The sequence below is a fragment of the Mesorhizobium hunchu genome (genome assembly GCF_040081975.1).
GTDB lineage: Bacteria > Pseudomonadota > Alphaproteobacteria > Rhizobiales > Rhizobiaceae > Mesorhizobium > Mesorhizobium hunchu.
Map to the genome: position 1 here is coordinate 228,508 of NZ_JBEBMG010000002.1, position 21,063 is coordinate 249,570.

20 protein-coding genes are annotated in these 21,063 nt (G+C 66.0%); 10 read left to right on the top strand and 10 right to left on the bottom strand.

Annotated elements, in window-relative coordinates; genetic code table 11:
• Window positions 1-99 precede the first annotated feature (99 nt).
• Both xdhB and xdhC read left to right on the top strand, forming a co-directional pair.
• Window positions 100-2,460: a xanthine dehydrogenase molybdopterin binding subunit gene (gene xdhB / locus ABMA46_RS04600; protein ID WP_348998135.1), complete on the top strand. Its 2,361-nt coding sequence runs from the start codon at window positions 100-102 to the stop codon at window positions 2,458-2,460.
• Window positions 2,461-2,624: 164 nt separating this feature from the next.
• Complete coding sequence (gene xdhC / locus ABMA46_RS04605; RefSeq protein WP_348998136.1) at window positions 2,625-3,614, top strand: xanthine dehydrogenase accessory protein XdhC; 990 nt, start codon at window positions 2,625-2,627, stop codon at window positions 3,612-3,614.
• Window positions 3,615-3,709: 95 nt separating this feature from the next.
• On the opposite strand, the gene dps is transcribed toward xdhC, so the two are convergent.
• Together dps and ABMA46_RS04615 are read right to left on the bottom strand one after the other, a co-directional pair.
• Window positions 3,710-4,198, bottom strand: a complete 489-nt coding sequence (dps, locus tag ABMA46_RS04610) for a DNA starvation/stationary phase protection protein Dps (protein WP_348998137.1) — start codon at window positions 4,196-4,198, stop codon at window positions 3,710-3,712.
• Window positions 4,199-4,310: 112 nt separating this feature from the next.
• The gene (locus tag ABMA46_RS04615; protein ID WP_348998138.1) at window positions 4,311-5,231 is read right to left on the bottom strand and encodes a LysR family transcriptional regulator; all 921 of its coding nucleotides are present in this window, start codon (window positions 5,229-5,231) and stop codon (window positions 4,311-4,313) included.
• 136 nt (window positions 5,232-5,367) lie between these two features.
• Here ABMA46_RS04615 and ABMA46_RS04620 point away from each other — a divergent pair, with 136 nt between their 5' ends.
• From ABMA46_RS04620 to ABMA46_RS04635, 4 genes are all read left to right on the top strand, one after another.
• A complete protein-coding gene (locus ABMA46_RS04620) occupies window positions 5,368-6,591 on the top strand; it encodes a urate hydroxylase PuuD (protein WP_348998139.1) in 1,224 nt (407 codons plus the stop codon).
• 184 nt (window positions 6,592-6,775) lie between these two features.
• Window positions 6,776-8,092 (top strand): guanine deaminase, encoded by a 1,317-nt coding sequence (gene guaD, locus ABMA46_RS04625; protein ID WP_348998140.1) that lies wholly within the window; start codon window positions 6,776-6,778, stop codon window positions 8,090-8,092.
• A 76-nt stretch (window positions 8,093-8,168) separates the two neighbouring features.
• On the top strand, window positions 8,169-8,678 hold the full coding sequence (locus ABMA46_RS04630; RefSeq protein ID WP_348998141.1) for a heme-degrading domain-containing protein: 510 nt from the start codon (window positions 8,169-8,171) through the stop codon (window positions 8,676-8,678).
• 5 nt (window positions 8,679-8,683) lie between these two features.
• Window positions 8,684-9,949 carry a glycerate kinase type-2 family protein gene (locus ABMA46_RS04635; RefSeq protein WP_348998533.1) on the top strand — a complete coding sequence of 422 codons (1,266 nt, stop codon included), beginning with the start codon at window positions 8,684-8,686 and terminating at the stop codon, window positions 9,947-9,949.
• A 115-nt stretch (window positions 9,950-10,064) separates the two neighbouring features.
• Here the strand turns inward: ABMA46_RS04635 and ABMA46_RS04640 are convergent, their stop codons facing one another.
• The 7 genes from ABMA46_RS04640 to ABMA46_RS04670 all read right to left on the bottom strand — a co-directional run bounded on the left by ABMA46_RS04640 (window position 10,065) and on the right by ABMA46_RS04670 (window position 16,820).
• Window positions 10,065-10,742, bottom strand: coding sequence for a UdgX family uracil-DNA binding protein (locus tag ABMA46_RS04640; RefSeq protein ID WP_425475684.1), 678 nt, complete (start codon window positions 10,740-10,742; stop codon window positions 10,065-10,067).
• A 329-nt stretch (window positions 10,743-11,071) separates the two neighbouring features.
• Window positions 11,072-12,472, bottom strand: coding sequence for a glutamine synthetase family protein (locus tag ABMA46_RS04645; protein WP_348998143.1), 1,401 nt, complete (start codon window positions 12,470-12,472; stop codon window positions 11,072-11,074).
• A 34-nt stretch (window positions 12,473-12,506) separates the two neighbouring features.
• Window positions 12,507-13,883, bottom strand: coding sequence for an aspartate aminotransferase family protein (locus tag ABMA46_RS04650; RefSeq protein WP_348998144.1), 1,377 nt, complete (start codon window positions 13,881-13,883; stop codon window positions 12,507-12,509).
• A 144-nt stretch (window positions 13,884-14,027) separates the two neighbouring features.
• A complete protein-coding gene (locus tag ABMA46_RS04655; protein WP_348998145.1) occupies window positions 14,028-14,204 on the bottom strand; it encodes a type II toxin-antitoxin system RelE/ParE family toxin in 177 nt (58 codons plus the stop codon).
• Window positions 14,205-14,321: 117 nt separating this feature from the next.
• Entirely contained in the window at window positions 14,322-14,642 is a 321-nt protein-coding gene (locus ABMA46_RS04660; RefSeq protein WP_348998146.1) for a ribbon-helix-helix domain-containing protein, read from the bottom strand.
• Window positions 14,643-14,691: 49 nt separating this feature from the next.
• Window positions 14,692-15,666, bottom strand: a complete 975-nt coding sequence (locus ABMA46_RS04665; RefSeq protein WP_348998147.1) for a WD40 repeat domain-containing protein — start codon at window positions 15,664-15,666, stop codon at window positions 14,692-14,694.
• Between the two features lie 74 nt (window positions 15,667-15,740).
• Window positions 15,741-16,820 carry a CobW family GTP-binding protein gene (locus tag ABMA46_RS04670; RefSeq protein WP_348998148.1) on the bottom strand — a complete coding sequence of 360 codons (1,080 nt, stop codon included), beginning with the start codon at window positions 16,818-16,820 and terminating at the stop codon, window positions 15,741-15,743.
• Window positions 16,821-17,125: 305 nt separating this feature from the next.
• Between ABMA46_RS04670 and ABMA46_RS04675 the strand changes: the two genes are divergently transcribed.
• The gene (locus ABMA46_RS04675; protein ID WP_348998149.1) at window positions 17,126-17,599 is read left to right on the top strand and encodes a MarR family winged helix-turn-helix transcriptional regulator; all 474 of its coding nucleotides are present in this window, start codon (window positions 17,126-17,128) and stop codon (window positions 17,597-17,599) included.
• On the opposite strand, the gene ABMA46_RS04680 is transcribed toward ABMA46_RS04675, so the two are convergent.
• Window positions 17,600-18,460 (bottom strand): AraC family transcriptional regulator, encoded by an 861-nt coding sequence (locus ABMA46_RS04680; protein ID WP_348998150.1) that lies wholly within the window; start codon window positions 18,458-18,460, stop codon window positions 17,600-17,602.
• A 20-nt stretch (window positions 18,461-18,480) separates the two neighbouring features.
• On the opposite strand from ABMA46_RS04680, the gene ABMA46_RS04685 reads away from it, so the two are divergent.
• The 3 genes from ABMA46_RS04685 to ABMA46_RS04695 all read left to right on the top strand — a co-directional run bounded on the left by ABMA46_RS04685 (window position 18,481) and on the right by ABMA46_RS04695 (window position 21,063).
• Window positions 18,481-18,888, top strand: a complete 408-nt coding sequence (locus ABMA46_RS04685; RefSeq protein WP_348998151.1) for a DUF2000 family protein — start codon at window positions 18,481-18,483, stop codon at window positions 18,886-18,888.
• Between the two features lie 121 nt (window positions 18,889-19,009).
• Window positions 19,010-20,029 (top strand): LacI family DNA-binding transcriptional regulator, encoded by a 1,020-nt coding sequence (locus tag ABMA46_RS04690; RefSeq protein ID WP_348998534.1) that lies wholly within the window; start codon window positions 19,010-19,012, stop codon window positions 20,027-20,029.
• Between the two features lie 38 nt (window positions 20,030-20,067).
• Window positions 20,068-21,063, top strand: a complete 996-nt coding sequence (locus ABMA46_RS04695; protein WP_348998152.1) for a 2-hydroxyacid dehydrogenase — start codon at window positions 20,068-20,070, stop codon at window positions 21,061-21,063.

Consider the following 21,063-nt stretch of genomic DNA (forward strand, 5'->3'; position numbering starts at 1 on the left):
GGGAGGGGAATCTTTGGCGCGCGGCAGCTTCCCCTCCCCCTTGAGGGGAGGGGTTAGGGGTGGGGGTAATCCCTCGTCGTTCCGGGTGGGGTGCGACCAATGACCAGACACGTTCCCAACCTGAAGGCGCAAAAGATCGTCGGCGGCGTCCACACCGACCAGCGCCACGATTCCGCGCATAAGCATGTCTCCGGCGCCGCCGTCTATATCGACGACATTCCCGAACCCGCCGGCACGTTGCATGTCGGACTTGGTCTGGCCGCGGTCGCGCACGGCACGATTAGGTCGGTCGACCTCTCGGCGGTCAAGGCCGCCCCCGGCGTCGTCGGCGTGCTCACCCATGAGGACGTGCCCGGCGAAAACGACATTTCGCCGAGCGGTATGCACGACGATCCGATCCTGGCCGAGGGCAGGGTTCAGTTCCACGGCCAGCCGGTCTTCGCCGTCGTCGCCCGAACGCGCGATCAGGCGCGCCGCGCAGCGCGACTGGCGAAGATCGAGTACGAAGAACTGCCGCCGGTTCTCGACATAGCCGTGCTCGACCCGGAAAAGGACAGGCAGGTCACCACGCCGCTGACGCTGAAGCGCGGCGACGCGACGAAGGCCATTGCCGCGGCACCGCGCCGCATCACGCAGCGCATGACGCTCGGCGGGCAGGATCACTTCTATCTCGAAGGGCAGGTGTCGCTGGCCGTTCCGGGTGAGGACGAAGAAGTCGTCGTCTATTGCTCGACCCAGGGGCCGAGCGAGACCCAGCATCTCGTCGCCCACGCGCTCGGTGTGGCGAGCCATTCCGTGCAGGTCGAGGTGCGCCGCATGGGCGGCGGCTTCGGCGGCAAGGAGACGCAGGCCAACCAGTGCGCCGCCATCGCCGCCATCGCCGCCAAGAAATACGGCTGCGCGGTAAAAGTCCGGCTCGACCGCGACGAGGACATGACCGCCACCGGCAAGCGGCACAATTTCGTCATCGATTACGATGTCGGCTTCGACGACGAGGGCCGCATCCTCGGCGTCGACTTCATGTTCGCGCTCAACGCCGGCTTCTCGGCCGACCTGTCCGGGCCGGTCGGCGACCGCGCGCTGTTCCACTGCGACAACGCCTATTTCTATCCGCACGTGCATGCCAAGTCCGCGCCGCTCTACACCAATACGGTGTCGAACACCGCCTTCCGCGGCTTCGGCGGACCGCAAGGGATGGTCGGCGCCGAGCGCGTCATCGAGGAAGTCGCCTTCGCGGTCGGCAAGGACCCGCTGGAGATACGCAAGCTCAATTTCTACGATCCGATGGGGGAAAAGGGCGAGCGTAACGTCACGCCTTATCACCAGAAGGTCGAGGACTGCGTCATCCAGCGTATCGTCTCGCAACTGGAAGAACAGTCCGACTATGCCGGCCGCCGGCGCCAGATCGCCGCCTTCAACGCCAACAGCCGGCTGATCAAGCGCGGCATCGCGCTCACCCCGGTCAAGTTCGGCATCTCCTTCACCAAGACCGAATCCAACCAGGCCGGCGCGCTGGTGCATGTCTATGCCGACGGTTCGGTGCACATGAACCACGGCGGCACCGAGATGGGGCAGGGCCTGCACATGAAAGTGGCGCAGGTAGTGGCGGAAGAGTTTCAGATCGACATTTCGCGGGTGAAGATCACCGCGACGACGACGGCCAAGGTGCCGAACACCGCGCCGACGGCCGCCTCGTCCGGTGCGGACCTCAACGGCATGGCTGCGCAGAACGCGGCCCGCCAGATCAAGGACCGGCTGATCGATTTCGCCGCCGAGACACACCAGATTCCACGCGACCAGGTGGTGTTCCTGCCCAACCGGGTGCGCATCGGCAACCAGGAGATCGCCTTCGACGAATTGGTGCGGCAGGCCTATGTCGGGCGCATCCAGCTTTCGGCGGCAGGCCATTACAAGACGCCGAAGATCCATTGGGACCGTGCCAAGGGCAGGGGCCACGCCTTCTACTATTACGCCTACGGCGCCGCCTGCTCGGAAGTCTCGGTCGACACGCTGACCGGCGAATATGTGGTGGAGCGCACCGACATCGTGCACGATACCGGCCGCTCGCTGAACCGCGCCATCGATATCGGCCAGATCGAGGGCGGTTTCGTACAGGGTATGGGCTGGCTCACCACGGAGGAACTGTGGTGGGACGACAAGGGCAGGCTGCGCACCCATGCGCCCTCGACCTACAAGATCCCGCTGGCGTCGGACCGGCCGAAGGTCTTCAACACCACGCTGGTCGACTGGTCGGAGGCCTACGAGCCGACCATCCACCGTTCCAAGGCGGTCGGCGAGCCGCCGCTGCCGCTCGGCATTTCCGTCCTGCAGGCCCTGTCGGACGCTGTGGCGAGCGTGGCGGATCACAGGATTTCGCCGCGCCTCGACGCGCCGGCGACGCCGGAACGCGTGCTGATGGCGATGGAACGGCTAAGGCGCGAGGCGAAAGCCGGCGTCTAGAGCAATTCCAGCAAAAGTGTGAAGCGGTTTTGCGTCCGGAATTGCGTAGAAACAAAGGGGTAGAGCATTGAAGGCGATTCTGTTTTCGCCGGAAATGCTCTAGCTGGCGCCGTCCTGCAAATTCACGCCGGAAGCGCTATATTTGCCCTGTGGGAATGAGAACAATGACCACAACAGTGCAGGATCTGAAGGATTTTCTGGCGAGCGCCGGCCCGCTCGCGCTCGTCGAGGTTTCCGGCACGAAAGGCTCGACCCCCCGCGAGAGGGGGGCCTTCATGCTGGTGTCTCCGGTAGCGATCCACGGCACGATCGGCGGCGGCCAACTCGAATACATGGCCATTGACAAGGCGCGGCAGATGCTGGGAAATCTGCCCGCAGCACCCCCACCCCTAACCCCTCCCCACAAGGGGGTGGGGGATTTAGCTCGCGGCAGCTTCCCCTCCCCCTTGTGGGGAGGGGTTAGGGGTGGGGGTAACGGCGCCGACACTGACGGCATGCGCCTCGACGTCCGCGAGGTCTGCGCCACGCTCGACATTCCGCTCGGCCCGGAAATCGGCCAGTGCTGCGGCGGCCGCGTCGAGGTGGCGATCACCCCTGTCGATGGAAGGATCGCCGCCGACCTGGTCGCGGCAGCCGAGCTGCAGGAAGAGCGCCTGCCGCATCTCTACATCTTCGGCGGCGGCCATGTCGGCAAGGCGCTCGCCGCCGCCGTCGCGCTGCTGCCGGCTCGCGCCATCGTGGTCGAGACCCGCGCGGACGAACTCGAAGATATGCCGGACGGCGTCGAAAAGCGCCTCACGCCCGTGCCGGAACAGGCCGTGCGCGAGGCGCCGGCGGGTTCGGCTTTCGCCGTGCTCACCCACGACCACGCGCTCGATTTCCTCATCGTCGCCGAGGCCCTGAAGCGCGAGGATGCCGCCTATGTCGGCATGATCGGCTCGAAGACCAAGAAGGCGACGTTCAGGAGCTGGTTCCTGAAGACGGCAGGCGGCACCGAGGCGGAATTCGCGCAACTGGTGTCGCCCATCGGCGGCGATGCCGTGAAGGACAAGCGCCCGCAGGTCATCGCGGCGCTTGCCACCGCTGAAATGATGACCGCGCTGGCGCTGCATGAGGTCAGGGCGGCTTCGGAGGTTGTAGAAGCCGGGCGTTGAGTACCGCCGCCAGCCCTCGGCTACGGCCTCGGGCGTTCGGCTCCCTCAAAAGGTCCATCGGATCTTTTGATCCGCTCTGCGGACGGACCGGACCCTCACTCCTTCTCCTGCGTGTGGGCTTCCAGGAACCACAACGACTTGTCGAGCGCGCGCGAATAGGCGGTGAAGATGTCGGCCGTGTCGGCGTCACCCGCTTCGTCGGCTTCGTCGATGGCTGCGCGCGCGCCCTTGGCGACGGCCGCATAATGCTCGATCAGCGCGGCCAGATGATCCTTCGTCTTGTGGATGCCGGTCGGATAGGGCTTCAGCGTGGTCTTCTCGGCCACCACCTGCGAGGTACCGAAAGCGGTGCCGCCGAGCTGCACGGCGCGCTCGGCGATGGTGTCGACATGGACGTCCAGTTCTGTGCGGAACGTGTCCAGCATCTCGTGGATGGCGATGAACTGCGGCCCCTTGATGTTCCAGTGCGCCTGCTTGGTGATCAGCGCCAGGTCGATGGCATCGGCCAGTCGCGCGTTGAGCAGTTCGATCGACACCTTCTTGGCATTGGATTTCAGGTCGTTCTTGGTCGGGATCGTATCCATGGGACATCCTCGTCGGTAGGGAACACGGCGTCGGCCGGTATCGGTGGAAATCGCTGCGATGCCGCCCTGCAGGGCGGCAAGCGATAACGCCGGCGTTGCGCGCCGGGTTCCGTCAGCGCCCGGCCAGGAGGTCGCGGATCAGGCGCTGGCAGCGTTCCGCCATGAAATCGAGCAGCAGGCGCACCTTCGGGTCCTGCAGCTTCTTGTGCGGGTAGACGGCGGCGAACTGCACCGGTGTCGGCGGCGTGTCGGGCAGGATGACCTGAAGCCGCCGGTCGCGAATGAAGGGCTCCACCTCGAAGCGCGGCTTGTTGATGATGCCGCGCCCGGCCAGCGCCCAGCCGGTCAGAACGTCGCCGTCGTCGCTGTCGAAGGGACCGTGCACTTCGAATTTCTGCGGGCCGTTCGGCATCTGGATCATCCAGAAGAATTCGCGGCTGCCGGGATAGCGCAGCATCAGGCAGTCGTGCTTCCTGCCGATCAGGTCGGCGACCGTTTCCGGCTCGCCGCGCGCTTCCAGATATTTCGGCGAGGCGACCAGCACCCGCTCGCATTCCATGATGCCGCGCATGCGCAGGCTGGAATCCTCGATCACGCCGAGCCGGAAGGCGACGTCGATGCCTTCCTTGAGGATATCGACATTATGGTCGGAAAGCCTCAGCCTGACCTCGATGTCCGGGTACTTGTCGTGGAAGTCGGGAATGCCGGAGGCGATCAGCCGCCGCCCGAGGCCGAGCGGCGCCGTCACCCTGATCGTGCCGCGCGGCTGCCCCGACAACGCAGAGACCGCCGCTTCCGCTTCGGTGATGGCGTCGAGCACCTGCTTCGCGCCGGTGTAGAACACCGCGCCGTGCTCCGTGGTGGTGAGTTGGCGCGTCGTGCGGTTGAACAGGCGCACGCCGAGGTGCTTTTCGAGTTCCTTGATGCGGTTCGAGGCGACCGCCGGCGAGATGCGCATGTCGCGCCCGGCAGCCGACAGATTGCCGAGCTCCACGACGCGGACAAAGACGGCGATGTTGTCGAGATAGGCCATTCTGGATCGTGGCTCTGCGGCTGCGTGAAAACGACCCTAGTATTTTCTAACTTTTTTTGAAAGTCATCGTGCGGCCCGCATCTTTCGGTTTGCGCGCCAGCGCTTAAAGTCGGCTGAAAGACAGGGAACGCTCGCGATGCTGGATTTCGCCATCTTCTGGGACTGGCTGGCCTTTGCCGTGCGCTGGCTGCACGTCATCACCGGCATCGCCTGGATCGGCTCATCTTTCTACTTCGTTGCGCTCGACCTCGGCCTGCGCCAGCGTCCCGGCCTGCCTGCCGGCGCCTTCGGCGAGGAGTGGCAGGTCCACGGCGGCGGCTTCTACCACATCCAGAAATACCTGGTGGCCCCCAGTGAGATGCCGGAGCACCTGACCTGGTTCAAATGGGAAAGCTACATGACCTGGCTTTCCGGCTTCGCCATGCTGGCGATCGTCTATTACGCCGGCGCCAATCTGTTCCTGATCGACCCGAACGTGCTGCCCATGTCGGTGCCGGTCGCCATCCTCGTTTCGCTGTGCTGCCTGGCTGGCGGCTGGCTCGTCTATGACGTGCTGTGCCGGTTCCTGATCGGCAAGGCCGATACGGCGCTGATGGTCCTGCTCTATTTCATCCTCGTCTTCATCGCCTGGGGGCTGACGCACATCTTCAGCGGCCGCGCTGCCTTCCTGCATCTGGGCGCGATCACCGCCACCATCATGTCGGCCAATGTCTTCATGGTCATCATCCCGAACCAGAAGATCGTGGTGGCGGACCTGATCGCCGGCCGCAAGCCCGACCCGAAATACGGCAAGATCGCCAAGCAGCGCTCGCTGCACAACAACTACCTGACGCTGCCGGTCCTGTTCCTGATGCTATCGAACCACTATCCGCTGGCGTTCGGCACCCAGTTCAGCTGGGTCATCGCCTCGATCGTGTTCATGATCGGCGTGCTGATCCGGCACTATTTCAACTCCATCCATGCGCGCAAGGGCAACCCGACCTGGACCTGGCTGGTCGCGGCGATCCTGTTCGTGGTCATCATCTGGCTGTCGACGGTGCCGAAGGTGCTGACGGGCGAGGCGGACGCCAAGCCGTCCGCGCAGGCCGAGATCTACCTGGCCGACGCCCACTTCCCGAAGGTGCGCGACACGGTGATGGGTCGCTGCTCCATGTGCCATGCTGAGGAGCCGGTGCAGGAAGGCATCTACCACGCGCCCAAGGGCGTCATGCTGGACACGGACGCCCGCATCGCCGAGCACGCTCGCGAAATCTACCTGCAGGCCGGCCGCAGCCACGCCATGCCGCCCGCCAACCTCACCCATGTCACCGACGAGGAGCGCAGGCTGATCGTCACCTGGTTCGAGGGAGCGGGGGAGTGAGGCAGGGTTGCGGACTTCCCCTCCCCCTTGAGGGGAGGGTGCCGAGCGCAGCGAGGTGGGAGGGGGCCTCTCCGCTGGACCCGACGCAGATCAAACGTCGAGCACATGTTCGGCGACCCCACCCGTCCGATCGCCAGCGGCGATCGTCCACCCTCCCCTCGAGGGGGAGGGGAAAGGTAGCGCCATGACCACAACCCTCCTGCGCGGCCGCACGCTTTCTTTTCTGCGTTGGCCGCAGACCATCGACGATGTCTCCGCCTACGCTTACGAGGAAGACGGCGGCCTGTTGTTGCGCGACGGAAAGATCGTCGCCGCCGGATCCTACGCGGAGGTGGTGAAGAAGGCCGACGACGGCGTAAAGACCATCGATCATCGGCCGCATCTCCTCCTGCCGGGCTTCATCGACGCCCACATGCACTTCCCGCAGATGCAGGTGATCGCCAGCTACGGCGCCGAACTGCTCGACTGGCTCAACACCTACACCTTCCCCGAAGAGAAAAAATTCCGCGACGCCCAGCATGGCCGCCGCATCGCCCGCCTGTTCCTGGACGAGGTGATCCGCCACGGCACCACCACGGTGGCGGCATACTGTTCGGTCCACAAATCCTCGGCCGAAGCCTTCTTCGCCGAGTCGCACGGCCGCAACATGCTCAACATCGCCGGCAAGGTGATGATGGACCGCAACGCGCCCGACGGCGTCCTCGATACGCCGCAATCCGGCTATGACGACACGAAAGCGCTGATTGCGGAATGGCACGGCAAGGGCCGCCAGCACTATGCGATCACGCCGCGCTTCGCCATCACCTCCTCGCCGGAGCAGATGGAGATGGCCGGCGCGCTGGTGAAGGAATTTCCCGACCTGCACATGCAGACGCATCTGTCGGAAAACCATGCCGAGATCGCCTACACCTGCGAACTCTACCCCGAGGCGAGGGACTATACCGACGTCTACGCCCGCTACGGCCTGCTGGGCCAAAAGGCGTTGCTCGGCCACTGCATCCACCTGTCGGAGCGCGAGGCCGACGTGCTGTCCGAGACCGGTTCGGTCGCCGTCTTCTGCCCGACGTCCAACCTGTTCCTCGGGTCGGGCCTGTTCGACTACCAGCGCTATCGCAGCCGCGAAAAGCCGTTGCGCATCGCCGCTGCCACAGATGTCGGCGGCGGCACCAACTACTCCATGCTGCGCACCATGGACGAAGGCTACAAGGTGATCGCGCTGCAGGGCGAGAAGCTGAACCCGTTCCAGTCCTTCTGGCAGATCACGCGCGGCAATGCCGAGGCGCTTTCGCTTGCCGACAAGGTCGGCACGCTGGACGCTGGCACGGACGCCGACATCGTGGTCCTCGATTCCGGCGCGATCCCTGCGATGAAGCTGCGGATGGAAACGGTGAAGACGCTGGCCGAGGAACTGTTCCTGCTGCAGACGCTCGGCGACGACCGCGCCGTGCGCGAGGTCTATGTCGCGGGGCGCCCGGCCAAGAGCGACATGGTTTCGGTCTGAGCGGTTGCCGTCGATCCCGATGCTTGACCGGGGCGGCTTTGTCGTCCAAAGCGGGCGGGCTTCGAGGGAGGTCGATATGGCGACGGCGGACGACATCGAGACGATCAAGCGCCAGGAAGCCGTTCTGGTCTTCGGCCGGTTCGACGAGGCGACGGCCTTCGAGATCGGTGCCGCGCTCCGCGCGCGCGGCCTGAAGGAAACCCTGCCGATCGTCATCGACATCCGCACCTTCGACAGGCAGCTTTTCTATGCAGCGTTGCCGGGTTCCAGCGCCAACAACGCGAACTGGGTGCGCCGCAAGATCAACACGGTGAAGATGTTTCACAAAAGCACCTATCGCATGGTGCTGGAGCAGAATAGCGCGGACAGCACCTTTGCGCCGCGTTACGGGCTGGACATGGCCGACTACGCGCTTGCCGGCGGCGGCTTCCCGATCAGGCTGGAGGGCACGGGCGTCATCGGTGCGATCACCGTCTCCGGCCTGCCGGAGCGGGACGATCATTGTCTTGTCGTCGACGCGCTGTGCGACCATCTCGGCAGGGACCGGGCGGCATTGGCGCTGACCCGGGATGGGCAAGGCAAGTGACCACGATGGCGGCTCTCGATCCCAAAGCCTTCCTCACCTCCGTCTTCGACGCCGCCGTCGCTGCGGCCGATCCCGAAAGGACCATCCGCGCACATCTGCCGGAAAAACCCAAGGGACGGACCGTCATCGTCGGCGCCGGCAAGGGCGCCGCGCAGATGGCGGCCGCTTTCGAGAAAGCATGGGACGGCCCGCTGGAGGGACTGGTGGTCACCCGCTACGGCTACGGCGCGCCGACGACACGCATCGAGGTGGTCGAGGCCGCGCATCCAGTGCCTGACGAGAACGGCCTGGAAGCCTCGCGCCGGCTGCTGGACGCCGTTTCGGGGCTGACGGAAGACGACCTCGTGGTGGCGCTGGTCTGCGGCGGCGGCTCGGCGCTGTTGCCGTCTCCGGCCGAAGGGCTGACGCTCGCCGACGAGATCGCAGTCAATGAGGCGCTGCTGGCCTCGGGCGCGCCGATTTCGGCGATGAACACGATCCGCAAGCATGTCTCGACCATCAAGGGCGGCAGGCTCGCGGCCGCTGCCTGGCCGGCACGGGTCGTGTCGTTGGTCGTCTCCGATATTCCCGGCGACGACCCGGCGCTGGTCGCGTCCGGGCCGACGGTGCCGAGCACCGGCAGCCGCGAGGACGCGCTGGCGGCCATCGCCGCCTATGGCATGAAGCTGCCCGCCGCGGTGATGGCACATATCCGCTCGGGCGCCGGCGATGCGCCGACGCCCGACGACAAGAAGTTTGCGCGCAACGAGGTGCGCCTGATCGCCTCCGCCGCCGTGTCGCTGGAAGCGGCGGCGGATGAAGCGAAGCGGCAGGGCATGGAAGCGGTGATCCTCTCCGACGCCATCGAGGGCGAAGCGCGCGAGGTCGGCGCCGTGCATGCCGCGATCGCCCGCGAGGTGGCAATTCGCGACCGGCCGTTCAGGAAGCCGGTGCTGATCCTGTCCGGCGGCGAGACGACCGTCACCCTGCGCGCCAAGGGCAAGGGCGGCCGCAACTCCGAATTTCTGCTCGCTTTCGCCATCGGCATCGGCGGTGTGGGTGGCATCGACGCGCTCGCCGCCGATACGGACGGCATCGACGGGTCGCAGGACAATGCCGGCGCCTTCTGCGACGGCACGACAGTGGTACGGATGCGCGCCGCCGGGGTCGATGCCAAGGCGATGCTGGCCGCCAACAACGCCTGGACGGCGTTCGAGGCCGTCGGCGATCTGTTCGTGCCCGGCCCGACGGGAACGAACGTGAACGATCTCAGGGCAATCCTGATAAGGTAGGCTCCTCGGGCAATTGGTTTCCCAGCAGTCCAGAGCGCGCCGGTCGGCCGCTTCTATGTGCGTCATTCCGGGGCCGCGCAGCGGAACTCGGAATGGCGGCCTGGAATGAACCAATTCACTCCATCAGCGCTTTCACCGCCTTCAAATCCTCCAGAAACCGGCCTCGCTCGGCCTCTTTGTCCGCCTCGTCGCGAATGCGCAGGATGAAGGAAGGGTGGACGGTGAGGAAGACCCGCAGCCCGTCTTCGCGCTCGATCGTCCGGCCGCGCATCTTCGTCACCGCAACCGCCTTGCCGAGCAGCGATTGCGCGGCGGTCGCGCCCAGCGCCACGGCGAGCTTCGGCCCGACCAGTGAAAGTTCGTGATCGAGCCACCAGCGGCACGCCTTGATCTCGCCTGCATTCGGCTTGGAATGGATGCGGCGCTTGCCGCGCGGCTCGAACTTGAAGTGCTTCACCGCGTTGGTGACGTAGGTCTTCTGCCGCGCGATGCCGGCTTCGTCGAGGATGGCGTCGAAGACCCTGCCGGCAGGCCCGACGAAGGGCTTTCCGGCGATGTCTTCCTGGTCGCCCGGCTGCTCGCCGACGAACACGACTTCCGCCGTCTCACGCCCCTCGCCGAACACCATCTGGGTCGCGTCGCGCCACAGCGGGCAGCGCCGGCATCCCGCCGCCGCCTCGCGCGCTTCCTCGATGGATGCGTAGTCTCCCTCGTCTTCGCGGAGCGGCGCGTCCTTGGCGGACCGGTGCCTCGCGTGCACTTTGACATGATGGGGGCTGGCTTGCGTCGGCATCCTGGCAATCATCTTTTTCGCGGCCTTGTCCGCTCCTGCGATCAATCAGGAACGGGCGGACCCTCGGCGGGTTCCGCCGCACCGCCACTGATCCCTCCCCTCAAGGGGGACATCAACACAGTCGCTTTCGCGAAATCACCGACGCCGACGCATCGAGATGCCGTTCCAAAATCCCCCTCGTCCTTGAGGGGAGGCCAGGGGTGGGGGTAAATTCATGTGCGACAGGCCCTGTCGGGCAGGGACTCCCGAGTCAAGACGCAGCGATTCGGCCTGCGTTGATCCCGGTTCAGCGCTGGACGCGGCGCGAGGTCCGCGACCATGGCCATGGCTCAAACTTCGTGCAGATAGAGTTGGTAGTCCAGCTCGCTGATGGTGCGCGCCACGCGCATCCATTCGGCCCGCTTGATGGCGGTGAAGCTCTTGTGCATATCGGGGCCGAGCGCTTCCTTGAGGAAGGCGGACGCTTCCGCCGCCTCGATCGCCGCCCGCCAGTCCACCGGCATCGTATTCTGGCCGTTGCCCGCCTCGTAGCCATTGCCGGTGACCTGCGGGCCGGGATCGAGCTTTTCGGCCAATCCCTTGGCGATGCCTGCCAGCACTGTCGCGGCGACGAGGTAGGGATTGGCGTCGACGCCCGAGGGGCGATGTTCCACGCGTCGCGCCTTGACGTCGCCGGCCGGAACCCGCAACGCCACCGAGCGGTTGTTGACGCCCCAGCTTGGCGCGATCGGCGCATAGGATTGCGCCACGAACCGACGCCAGGAATTGGCGTGCGGCGCGAACACCAGCATGGATTCGGCCATCGTGGCGGCAAGGCCGCCCATGGCGTGCAGCAGCTTCGGCGACCATTCTTCGCCGTCCGCCTCCGCGAACACGTTGCGACCCGCATCGTCCAGCAGCGAGACGTGGAAGTGCATGCCTGAGCCTGCGTATGTCTCGATCGGCTTGGCCATGAAGCAGGCGGTGACGCCGTGGCGCCGCGCCTGAGCGCGCACGATGCGCTTGAGCATGACCAGATCGTCGGCCGCGCGCATAACGTCGGTACGGTAGTTCAGCGTCAGTTCGTACTGGCCCGGCGCATATTCGGAAATCACCGTCTCGGCCGGAATGCCCTGCGCCTTGGCCGCCGCGTAGATGTCGGAAAACAGCGGCTCCATGCCGTGCAGGTGATCAACCGAATAGACCTCCGTCTTGGCCGACCGGCGCCCGTCCAGCACGGCATGCGCCGGCTGCACCTTGCCGTCGGCGTCGCGCTCGTTGGCCAGCAGGAAGAACTCCAGTTCGAAGGCGCCGGCCGGGTGCAGGCCCTTGTCCGCCAGCTTCGCAACCTGACGGGCAAGCGCGTGACGCGGGTCGCACATCATCGGCGAACCGTCGAGATGGTACATGGTGGTGAGCACCTGCGCGCGCGCGGGATCGGTGCCGTGCAGCGGAACCAGCGTGCCGGGCACGGGCCACGCGCGAAGGTCGCCGTCGCCGGTATCCCACACCAGCCCGGTCTCGTGCACGTCCTCGCCGGTGATGTCGAGCCCGAGGATCGAGATCGGCATGTGCCGGCCGCCTTTGTAGATCGCCTCCAGTTCGTGCCGGCGGATGATCTTGCCGCGGCCGATTCCGTTCGCGTCGGTCAGCACGATGTCGATGGCTTCGATGTCGGGATGGGCGTCGAGAAAATCCGTGGCCTCGGCGGGCGTCGAACCCGCCACATTTGTCCCGGAGGGTGAACTCATGATGGAACTCTGATGGATCGTCATTATGCTTCTCTCATGCCGTCAGCTTCGCCGCAACGTCGGCGAAGGCGGCGATCAGCCGGTTCACCTGGGACGCTTTGGTCGCGGGCGAAATCAGCATCATGTTGTGGAAAGGCGCGATCAGCACGCCGCGGTTGACCAGCGCGACGTGGATGGCCGCCTCCAGGTCCGGCGCGTGCGCGGCTTCCGCCTCGCCGCCGTTCCTGAGCGGCCCCGGCGCGCAGATGAACTCCACCCGCGCGCCGACCCGCGCGACGTGCCAGGGCAGGCGGAAGCGGTCGATGACGGCGGTCAGGCCCGCATCCAGCCGCCGCGCCAACCGGTCCATATGGGCGTAGGCCTTCTCGGTCATCACCTCTTCCAGCGTCGCCTCCATGGCGGCGAACTGCAGGGGATTGGCCGAGAGCGTCGTGCCCATGCCGGAATAGCCCGGCTCCTTGTTGGTGGCGTAAGCTTCGTAGCGGCACGCGACATGGTCGCTCAGGCCCCAGACGCTCGCAGGCACGCCGCCGGCCACGGGCTTGCCGAGAACGAACAGGTCCGGCTCCAGCCCGAACGCCTTGGTGTAACCACCCGGCCCGGTCGAGATCGTGTGCGTCTCGTCGATCAGCAGCAGCGTGCCGGCCTCGCGGGTCAGCCGGCGCAGTTCCGCATGGAAACCGGGATCGGGCAATACCATGCAGGAATTGGTCAATACCGGCTCGGTGATCACGCAGGCGACCGTCCTGTCGGCGAGCGCTGCCGCCAGTGCGGGCAGGTCGTTGAATTCGACGATCCGCGTCCGTGCCGTGAGATCGCGGAATTCGCCGGCCAGCCCCGGCCGGTTGATCGCTTTTCCGTCCTTCAGCCGCACCATCGTCTCGTCTACCGAGCCGTGGTAGCAGCCGTTGAAGACGAGGATCGTGTCGCGGCCAGTGACGGCGCGGGCGACGCGCAGCGCGAAGCGATTGGCGTCGGTGGCGGTGGTGGCGATCTGCCAGAAGGGCAGGCCGAAATGCGCCTCGAGCAGCCGCCCGAGCGCCAGCGCGTCTTCGGAAGGCAGCATGTAGGTCAGGCCGCGCCCGGCCTGGCGGCGGATGGCGCGCGCCACCGGCGGCGGCGAATGGCCGAACATGGAGCCGGTGTCGCCGAGGCAGAAATCGTCCAGCGTGTTGCCGTCCGCGTCGGTGATCGAGGCGCCGCGCGCCCGCTCCACCAGGATCGGGAACGGCGTCGGCCAGTCGCTCATCCAGTGCATTGGCACGCCGCCGAGAAAGCCCTCGATGCCGTTGCCGAGCGCGGCCCACGATTTCGGCCGGGCCGCACGGAAGGCTTGCGCCTCTTCCTCCCTTAATCGCGCGATTCTGGAACCGGCTATCCCGCCTTGGCTGGCGGCGTTGCATGAATTCATGATTGCCCTCGCACGGCAATCTAGCCGCGCGCGATGCCGGCCGGCAACACCAGCGCCACAGGAAGAGGCGAATCTGGCTCAGTTGGTGGCAATTTCTAGGAACAAGCCAACAGATGCGGTCATGCTGCCTTTCCAGCGCGGCGCCTATCGATCGAACGCGACGGAAAATTCCTGGCCGCCATAGAAGATGCCTTCTATCAGCACGCTCTCTTCCAATACCAGGAAAGCGATGGTCACCCGACGGTCGAACCCGATGGTTCGCAGCCCCGGCAGGATGTCGTCATGCTTCGTTCCACGGCGCGGGAAGTCCCGCAGCTTCATGCACGAAGAGACCGATGCGCGCGGCGTAGTCTTCTGCTATTCGCTCGCTCGAATGGTCGGCAATGTAGTTGTATAGGTCCTCGATCTGTCGCTCGGCCAGCGGTGTAAATTCGACCTTCATGCAGTCCGGCGGGCAGCGCGACGCGCCTTTATCCGATCAAGTACCGAGTCTGCAGGAACGGCGGCGGAGGGATCGGCTAGAAATTCCTCGTGTCCCGCCACGATCTCACGACGGAGCCAATGGTCGATCTCGGCCTCGCGTTGAAGGAGGTCGCGGGCGCCCTCCAGAAGCGCGTCTTCGACCGAGGCGTAAGCGCCGGATCGAACTTTTTCCTCCAGTTCGCTCGCCATTTCACCGGGAAGGCTGACGCTGAATTTCTGAAGACTGTTCATCGATGACCTCCAGATCGAAGATAACATCGGCGAAGCCGGGTTCAAAGCATATCCTGGCTCCGGCCTTCACTGGCCGGTTGGTCCAAAGCTCGGTCTATGCGGCAATATCGATCACGCCGCAGTCGCCGGCAGCGCTGCCGAAGACGATGCGGCGCTCTTCGCGGTCCCACATCATCGAGTTGACCGCGCCCTTGCCCGGGCGGCGCAGCAGCACCTCTTTCTGGTCGGCGAAGCGGGAGGCCAGAACCATGCCGTCGTCGTAGCCGATCGCCACCACTTCCTGACTGGGATGGCAGGCCACGCAGGTGACCATCGCGTCGCCGCGCGTGCCGAGTTCCAGCGGCGCCTTGCCCATCGGTCCGTCCTTGGCCTGGAAAGGCCATACGATCGCCGCCGGCGCGCCGGAACTCGCCAGCCAGCGGCCCTTCGCCGCCCAGGACAGCGATTTCACCTTGGCCGGATAGCCCGACATGCGCATGTGCTTGCCGTCGGCCAGCTTCCAGCCGTGCAGCGCGTTCTCCTGCATGGTGGTGACCAGGAAATTGCCGTCCGGCGAGAAGGTGACGCCGGTATGCGCGCCGGCCCATTCCAACTCCACCGGTTTGCCCTCGGCGGCGGGAAAATGCAGCGTCGCGCCGTTGTAGCGGGCGACCGCGATGCGCAGGCCCTTAGGCGCGAAAGCGACGCCTTCCACCGAACGCGGATGGGTAAATTCCTTCACTTTGCCGTCGTTGAAGCGCACGAAGGCGCTGCGGCCCGCACCGAAGGCGACCGCGCCCTGCGGGCCGGCGGCGACGCTGGTGATCCATTTCCTGCCGGCACTCGCCAATTCTTCCGCCGTGCCGTCGGCCTTGACGGCGAACACTTTGCCATCCTCGCCGCCGGTCACCAGCCTTTTGTTGGTTTCGTCATGCGCGACGGCGAGCAGGCCGTCATTGGCCTGGACGGTCTTGTGGCCGTGATCCAGCCTGTGGACCGCGCCGTCCGCCATGGCGAAGAACGGAACGTCGTTGAGGAAGACGGCGGCCACGCAATGGCCTTCGAGATCGAGCGGTGCGACTGTGGGCATGACCGGGTGACTATCCGACCCGCCCGGCTTCGGCAAGCGGGCCGGTGGCCTGGCGCATCAATTGGACGGGCGCGTCAGGCCGCGGCGACCGCCTGGCAGGCCTCGAAGCTTTTCCGCAGTCGCTCGGCGTCGAGTTCGCGGCCGATGAACACCAGCCGGCTCTCATGCGTCTCGCCGTCCTTCCAGGGGCGCTGGTGATCGCCCTCGATGATCATGTGCACGCCCTGCAGCACGTAGCGATCCGGATCGTCCTTGAAAGCGATGATGCCCTTGAGGCGCAGGATATTCGGGCCTTCGAGCTGGGTGACCTTCTCGATCCAGGGGAAGAACTTCTTCGAATCCATCTCGCCGGCGCGCAGCGACACCGACTGCACCGTCACGTCGTGGATCGCGGCCGGATGCGCATGGTCGTGGCCGTCGTGATGGTCGTGGTCATGATGGTGGTGATCGTGATCGCAGTCCGGGCCGCAGACATGATCGTGGTCATGGTCGTGCTCCTCGGCGTCGAGGAAATGCGGGTCGTTCTCGAGCGTGCGCTTCAGGTCGAAGGCGCCGCGGTCGAGCACGTCCTTGAGATCGACGCCCGAGCGCTGGGTGCGGTGGATCTTCGCCGTCGGGTTGATGGCGCGGATCGTCGCCTCGACGTCGGCGAGTTCCTGCGGGGTCACCAGGTCGGTCTTGTTGAGCACGACCACGTCGGCGAAGGCGATCTGGTCCTCGGCCTCGCGCGAATCCTTGAGCCTCAGCGGCAGGTGCTTGGCATCGACCAGCGCCACCACGGCGTCGAGCCGGGTCTTGGAGCGCACGTCGTCGTCCATGAAGAAGGTCTGCGCCACCGGCACCGGGTCGGCCAGGCCGGTCGTCTCGACCACGATGGCGTCGAAGCGGCCGGGCCGGCGCGTCAGCCCTTCGACGACGCGGATCAGGTCGCCGCGCACCGTGCAGCACACGCAGCCATTGTTCATCTCGTAGATCTCCTCGTCGGATTCCACGATCAGGTCGTTGTCGATGCCGATCTCGCCGAACTCGTTGACGATGACGGCGTAGCGCCTGCCGTGGTTTTCCGACAGGATGCGGTTGAGCAGCGTCGTCTTGCCGGCGCCGAGATAGCCGGTCAGCACGGTTACCGGGATCTGCGTCTGGGCTTCGCTCATGGGGAGGACCTCTTCGGGAAAATTCGGCCTCTCATATAGGATGCCGCTCGCCGTTTTGCACCCCGCAAAACCGCTGGTCCGTTTCGCTGACGGAGAAATCCGCCGACGTACCGGACGCGGCGGCGGGACGCCGGTCAGGGAAAAATAGTTTGTCATCTAACTGAAACAAATGTCTGCCATTAGCCTTGGCCGGCGGGACCTGTTGCCGGCAAAGCGGCTTGCGGTTTCGCGGCATGATGCCGATTGTCAATTCGCCGTCCGCCGTTATTGTGACCGGCCGGCGCGGTCGAGATGAGGGAATGACCATGGCCAAGGCTGACAAGGCGGCGACGATGAGCCGGCTGCATTCGGCGGCGCGGCTCGCTCGCACGGCGCTCGCCGCGCGGCTGCTCGCGCACGGTTTCTATGCCGGACAGGACCAGATCATGCTGGCGCTCGACCGCGAGGATGGCCAGACACCGGGCAACCTCGCCGAACGCCTCGGCGTGCGCCCGCCGACCATCACCAAGACGATCAACCGCCTGCAGGCGCAGGGCTTCCTGGAGAAGCGCGCCTCCAATTCCGACGCGCGTCAGGCGCACATCTTCCTCACCGATACCGGCCGCGAGACGATCCGCGCCATCGAGAAATCGGTGAAGAAGACCGAGAAACAGGCGCTCAAGGGCCTCGACAAGAAGGAACAGAAGGCGCTGTTCAAGCTGCTGGCCCGCATCGAGGCCAATTTGTCGGCTGAGGAAATCGTGCTGGCCGACGATGACGGCGACGACGCCGAGGACTGATCAGCCGCGCACCAGCGCCGCCCAGCGGCCGGGCGTGACGCCGAACGCCTTCCTGAACTGACGGTTGAGGTGGCTCTGGTCGCTGAAGCCCGTCGCCGGCGCCACCGATGCCAGCGCTTCGCCGGCTTCGATCATGCGGCGCGCCTGCTGCAGGCGGCGCATCGTCTGGAAGCGGTGCGGGCTGGTCGAGAAGACGGCGCGGAAATGGCGCGCCAGCTGGAAGCGGTCCATGCCGGTGACCGCCTCCAGTTCCTGCGACCGGACCAGGCGAAGCGCGTTGGCCTCCAGATGGTCGCGCGCCAGCATCGCTGCCCTGAGCGACGGTCGCGAGAGCGGGCGTTCCGGCTCGCCCGAGTGCCTGGCGAGGCAGTCCGCCAGCCGGACCAGAAAATCGTCGAGCTGGAGGTCTTCCATGGGCGCGTCCAGCGATCCGAGCGCGCCGAGCAGCGTCTTGCGGAAGGACGGGTCGCTGACGACGCCGTCCCTGACGAAAGGCAGCGCCCGGCCGCGGCGGGCGAGGCTGCCGGCGACCAGTGACGGCTCCAGGTAGAGCATCCGGTAGCGCAGGCCCGCTTCGGTTGCTGCGCCGCCGTCATGCACCTCGTCGGGATGCAGCACGATGATCTGCCCCGGCAGGCTGCGGCGCAGCGCCCCGCGATAGCGGAACGCCTGCACGCCCTCGATCGTCAGGCCGATGGCGTAGGTGTCGTGCCTGTGCGGATCGTAGGCGTTGCCGGAGAACCATGCCTCGATCCGTTCCATGCCACCGGACGCCGGCGCCGGGACGATGCGGTCGCCTGCGCGGTCCGCGCACAAACGTCCAAGACCTGTCTGGGGTCGCATGTCTAGAGACACCGCCATCGCCATTCACGGAGTCTCCCATGTTCGATACCAAGATTGCAATCGTCCTGCGCGAAGACCTGGCGGTCTGGCAGAAGCTCAACGTCACCGCCTTCCTCGTCAGCGGCATCGTGGCGCAGTTTCCCGCTGTCATCGGCGAGCCGTATCGGGACGCCGTCGGTAATTTGTACAATCCGATGTCGATCCAGCCGGTCATCGTCCTGTCGGCCGATCAGGCTGGATTGTCGGCCATTCACCGCCGCGCGCTGGAGCGTGGCGTGACGACGTCGCTCTACATCGAGGAGATGTTCGCGACCGGCCATGACACCGCCAACCGCGCCGTGTTCGCCGAATTCGATCCCGACAGCGCGAAGGTCGTGGGGCTGGCTTTGCGCGCCGACCGGAAGCTGGCCGACAAGATCACCAAAGGCGCGAAAATGCACGGCTGAAGGCCCTCTGCCGGGGCGTGCGGGTCGACAGGCCGCCGCCGGCAAAAAAGCTTTGAATTGGCCGGCAAGGATGGCATAAGCCTTTTTAAACTGTTTAAAAAGCGGTGGGGGAGGCTGCGCGCTGGCACAGAAGATCAAGCTGTCGACGATCGCGGACGCGCTCGGCGTCTCCACCGCCACCGTTTCCCTGGCGTTGCGCGACAGCCCGCTCGTGGCGGGCTCCACGCGCGAGCGCATCAAGGACCACGCGCGCGAGATCGGCTATATCTACAACCGCCGCGCCGCCTCGCTGCGCACCTCGCGCTCGGGCATCGTCGGCGTCGTGGTGCACGACATCATGAACCCGTTCTACGCAGAAATCCTGCGTTCGATCGAGCACGAGCTCGACCGCAGCCGGCAGACCTTCATCCTCTCCAACCACTACGACCAGCTCGACAAGCAGCGCATCTTCATCGACACGCTGCTGCAACTCGGCGCCGACGGCGTGATCATGTCGCCGGCGATCGGCACGCCGGCCTCCGACATCATCACGGCCGAGACGAACGGGCTGCCGGCGGTGCTGATCGCCCGTGATGTCGAGGGCTCGCATGTGCCTGTCTTCCGCGGCGACGACGCCTACGGCACCGCGCTTGCCACCAACCACCTGATCTCGCTCGGCCACCGCCGCATCGCCATGATCGGCGGCACCGACCAGACCTCTACCGGCCGCGACCGCTACCAGGGCTATGTCGACGCGATGGAGGCGGCGGGACTCGAGGTCAGGCCGGCATGGCGCATTCCCGGGCCGCGCACCAAGCAGGGCGGTTTCGAGGCGGCCGGCCAGTTCCTGGCGCTGAAGGACAAGCCGACGGCGGCGTGCTGCTGGAACGACCTGGTCGCCATCGGCCTGATGAACGGCATCGCCCGCGCCGGCCTCGTGCCGGGCGTCGACATCTCCGTCACCGGCTACGACGATCTCGAGGAGGCGGCGATCGCCACGCCCGCGCTGACGACGGTCTGGAACGGCCAGCGCGAGGTCGGCCGCCGCGCCGCCAGCGCCTTGCTGGACAAGCTCAACGGCCAGCCTGTCCACCTGTCGCAGGACCTCATCAAACCCGAACTGCATGTGCGCCAGTCGACCGGCCGCCCGTTGCAGGGCTGATCTCCAACCGCCACCGACAATAACGAAAGGGTCCTTGAATGACCGATCTGCGCTCCGTCACGATCCTGATTCCGGGAAAGCTGCATGGCCATTCGGTCGCGCGCATCCGTGACACCTTCAATCTCGTCGAGCTCGATCGCATCGATCCGGCGCTGATCGGCGAGGAATTGAAGGCGTCCGTGCGCGGCGTCGCCGCCTCGCCGGCGATCGGCGGCGGCATGATCGACCGCGCCTTCATGTCCGCTCTGCCCGGCCTCGAGATCGTCGCCAATTTCGGCGTCGGCTACGACGGCGTTGACGCGCGCTGGGCCGGCGAGCACGGCGTCGTCGTCACCAACACGCCGGACGTGCTGACCGAAGAGGTCGCTGACACCGCCGTCGGCCTTCTCATCAACACGGTGCGCGAATTGACGAAGGCGGAGGCATGGCTGCGCGACGGGCGCTGGAAGCGCGACGGCAACTATCCGCTGACGCCGCTGACCCTGCGCGACCGCAAGGTCGGCATCTTCGGCATGGGCCGCATCGGCCTTGCCATCGCCAAGCGCCTGGAGGCGTTCGGCCTGCCCATCGCCTATCACAACCGCCGCCAGGTGGAGGGGCTGGATTACGCTTATCACGATACGCTGGAGGGGCTGGCGTCCGCCGTCGATACGCTGGTTTCGGTAGCGCCCGGCACGCCGGCGACGGCGAAGGCGGTGAATGCGAAGGTGCTGTCCGCGCTGGGACCGGACGGCGTCTTCGTCAATATCGGCCGCGGTTCGACCGTGGACGAGGCGGCGCTCGCGGCCGCGCTTTCAGACGGCACCATCGCCGCGGCCGGGCTCGACGTCTTCGCCGACGAGCCGAACGTGCCGCAGGCGCTGCTCGACGCGCCAAACACCGTGCTCTTGCCGCATGTCGGCTCGGCGTCCGAATATACGAGACGCGCCATGGCCGATCTCGTCGTCGACAATCTGATCGCCTGGTTCGGCAAGGGAAAGCCGCTGACGCCCGTTGCCGAGACGGCGAGTGTCCCCGCCCGCCACACTGATTAA

What these genes read in the sequence shown, in the direction of transcription:
- ABMA46_RS04620 (WP_348998139.1), top strand. Translation starts at nt 5,368, where the DNA reads ATGCTGGATTTCGCCATCTTCTGGGACTGGCTGGCCTTTGCCGTGCGC.
- dps (WP_348998137.1), bottom strand. Translation starts at nt 4,198, where the DNA reads ATGGATACGATCCCGACCAAGAACGACCTGAAATCCAATGCCAAGAAG.
- ABMA46_RS04685 (WP_348998151.1), top strand. Translation starts at nt 18,481, where the DNA reads ATGTTCGATACCAAGATTGCAATCGTCCTGCGCGAAGACCTGGCGGTC.
- ABMA46_RS04670 (WP_348998148.1), bottom strand. Translation starts at nt 16,820, where the DNA reads ATGAGCGAAGCCCAGACGCAGATCCCGGTAACCGTGCTGACCGGCTAT.
- ABMA46_RS04675 (WP_348998149.1), top strand. Translation starts at nt 17,126, where the DNA reads ATGGCCAAGGCTGACAAGGCGGCGACGATGAGCCGGCTGCATTCGGCG.
- ABMA46_RS04635 (WP_348998533.1), top strand. Translation starts at nt 8,684, where the DNA reads ATGGCGGCTCTCGATCCCAAAGCCTTCCTCACCTCCGTCTTCGACGCC.
- ABMA46_RS04665 (WP_348998147.1), bottom strand. Translation starts at nt 15,666, where the DNA reads ATGCCCACAGTCGCACCGCTCGATCTCGAAGGCCATTGCGTGGCCGCC.
- xdhC (WP_348998136.1), top strand. Translation starts at nt 2,625, where the DNA reads ATGACCACAACAGTGCAGGATCTGAAGGATTTTCTGGCGAGCGCCGGC.
- ABMA46_RS04645 (WP_348998143.1), bottom strand. Translation starts at nt 12,472, where the DNA reads ATGAGTTCACCCTCCGGGACAAATGTGGCGGGTTCGACGCCCGCCGAG.
- ABMA46_RS04640 (WP_425475684.1), bottom strand. Translation starts at nt 10,742, where the DNA reads ATGCCGACGCAAGCCAGCCCCCATCATGTCAAAGTGCACGCGAGGCAC.
- ABMA46_RS04630 (WP_348998141.1), top strand. Translation starts at nt 8,169, where the DNA reads ATGGCGACGGCGGACGACATCGAGACGATCAAGCGCCAGGAAGCCGTT.
- guaD (WP_348998140.1), top strand. Translation starts at nt 6,776, where the DNA reads ATGACCACAACCCTCCTGCGCGGCCGCACGCTTTCTTTTCTGCGTTGG.
- ABMA46_RS04615 (WP_348998138.1), bottom strand. Translation starts at nt 5,231, where the DNA reads ATGGCCTATCTCGACAACATCGCCGTCTTTGTCCGCGTCGTGGAGCTC.
- ABMA46_RS04650 (WP_348998144.1), bottom strand. Translation starts at nt 13,883, where the DNA reads ATGAATTCATGCAACGCCGCCAGCCAAGGCGGGATAGCCGGTTCCAGA.
- xdhB (WP_348998135.1), top strand. Translation starts at nt 100, where the DNA reads ATGACCAGACACGTTCCCAACCTGAAGGCGCAAAAGATCGTCGGCGGC.
- ABMA46_RS04680 (WP_348998150.1), bottom strand. Translation starts at nt 18,460, where the DNA reads ATGGCGGTGTCTCTAGACATGCGACCCCAGACAGGTCTTGGACGTTTG.
- ABMA46_RS04655 (WP_348998145.1), bottom strand. Translation starts at nt 14,204, where the DNA reads ATGAAGCTGCGGGACTTCCCGCGCCGTGGAACGAAGCATGACGACATC.
- ABMA46_RS04695 (WP_348998152.1), top strand. Translation starts at nt 20,068, where the DNA reads ATGACCGATCTGCGCTCCGTCACGATCCTGATTCCGGGAAAGCTGCAT.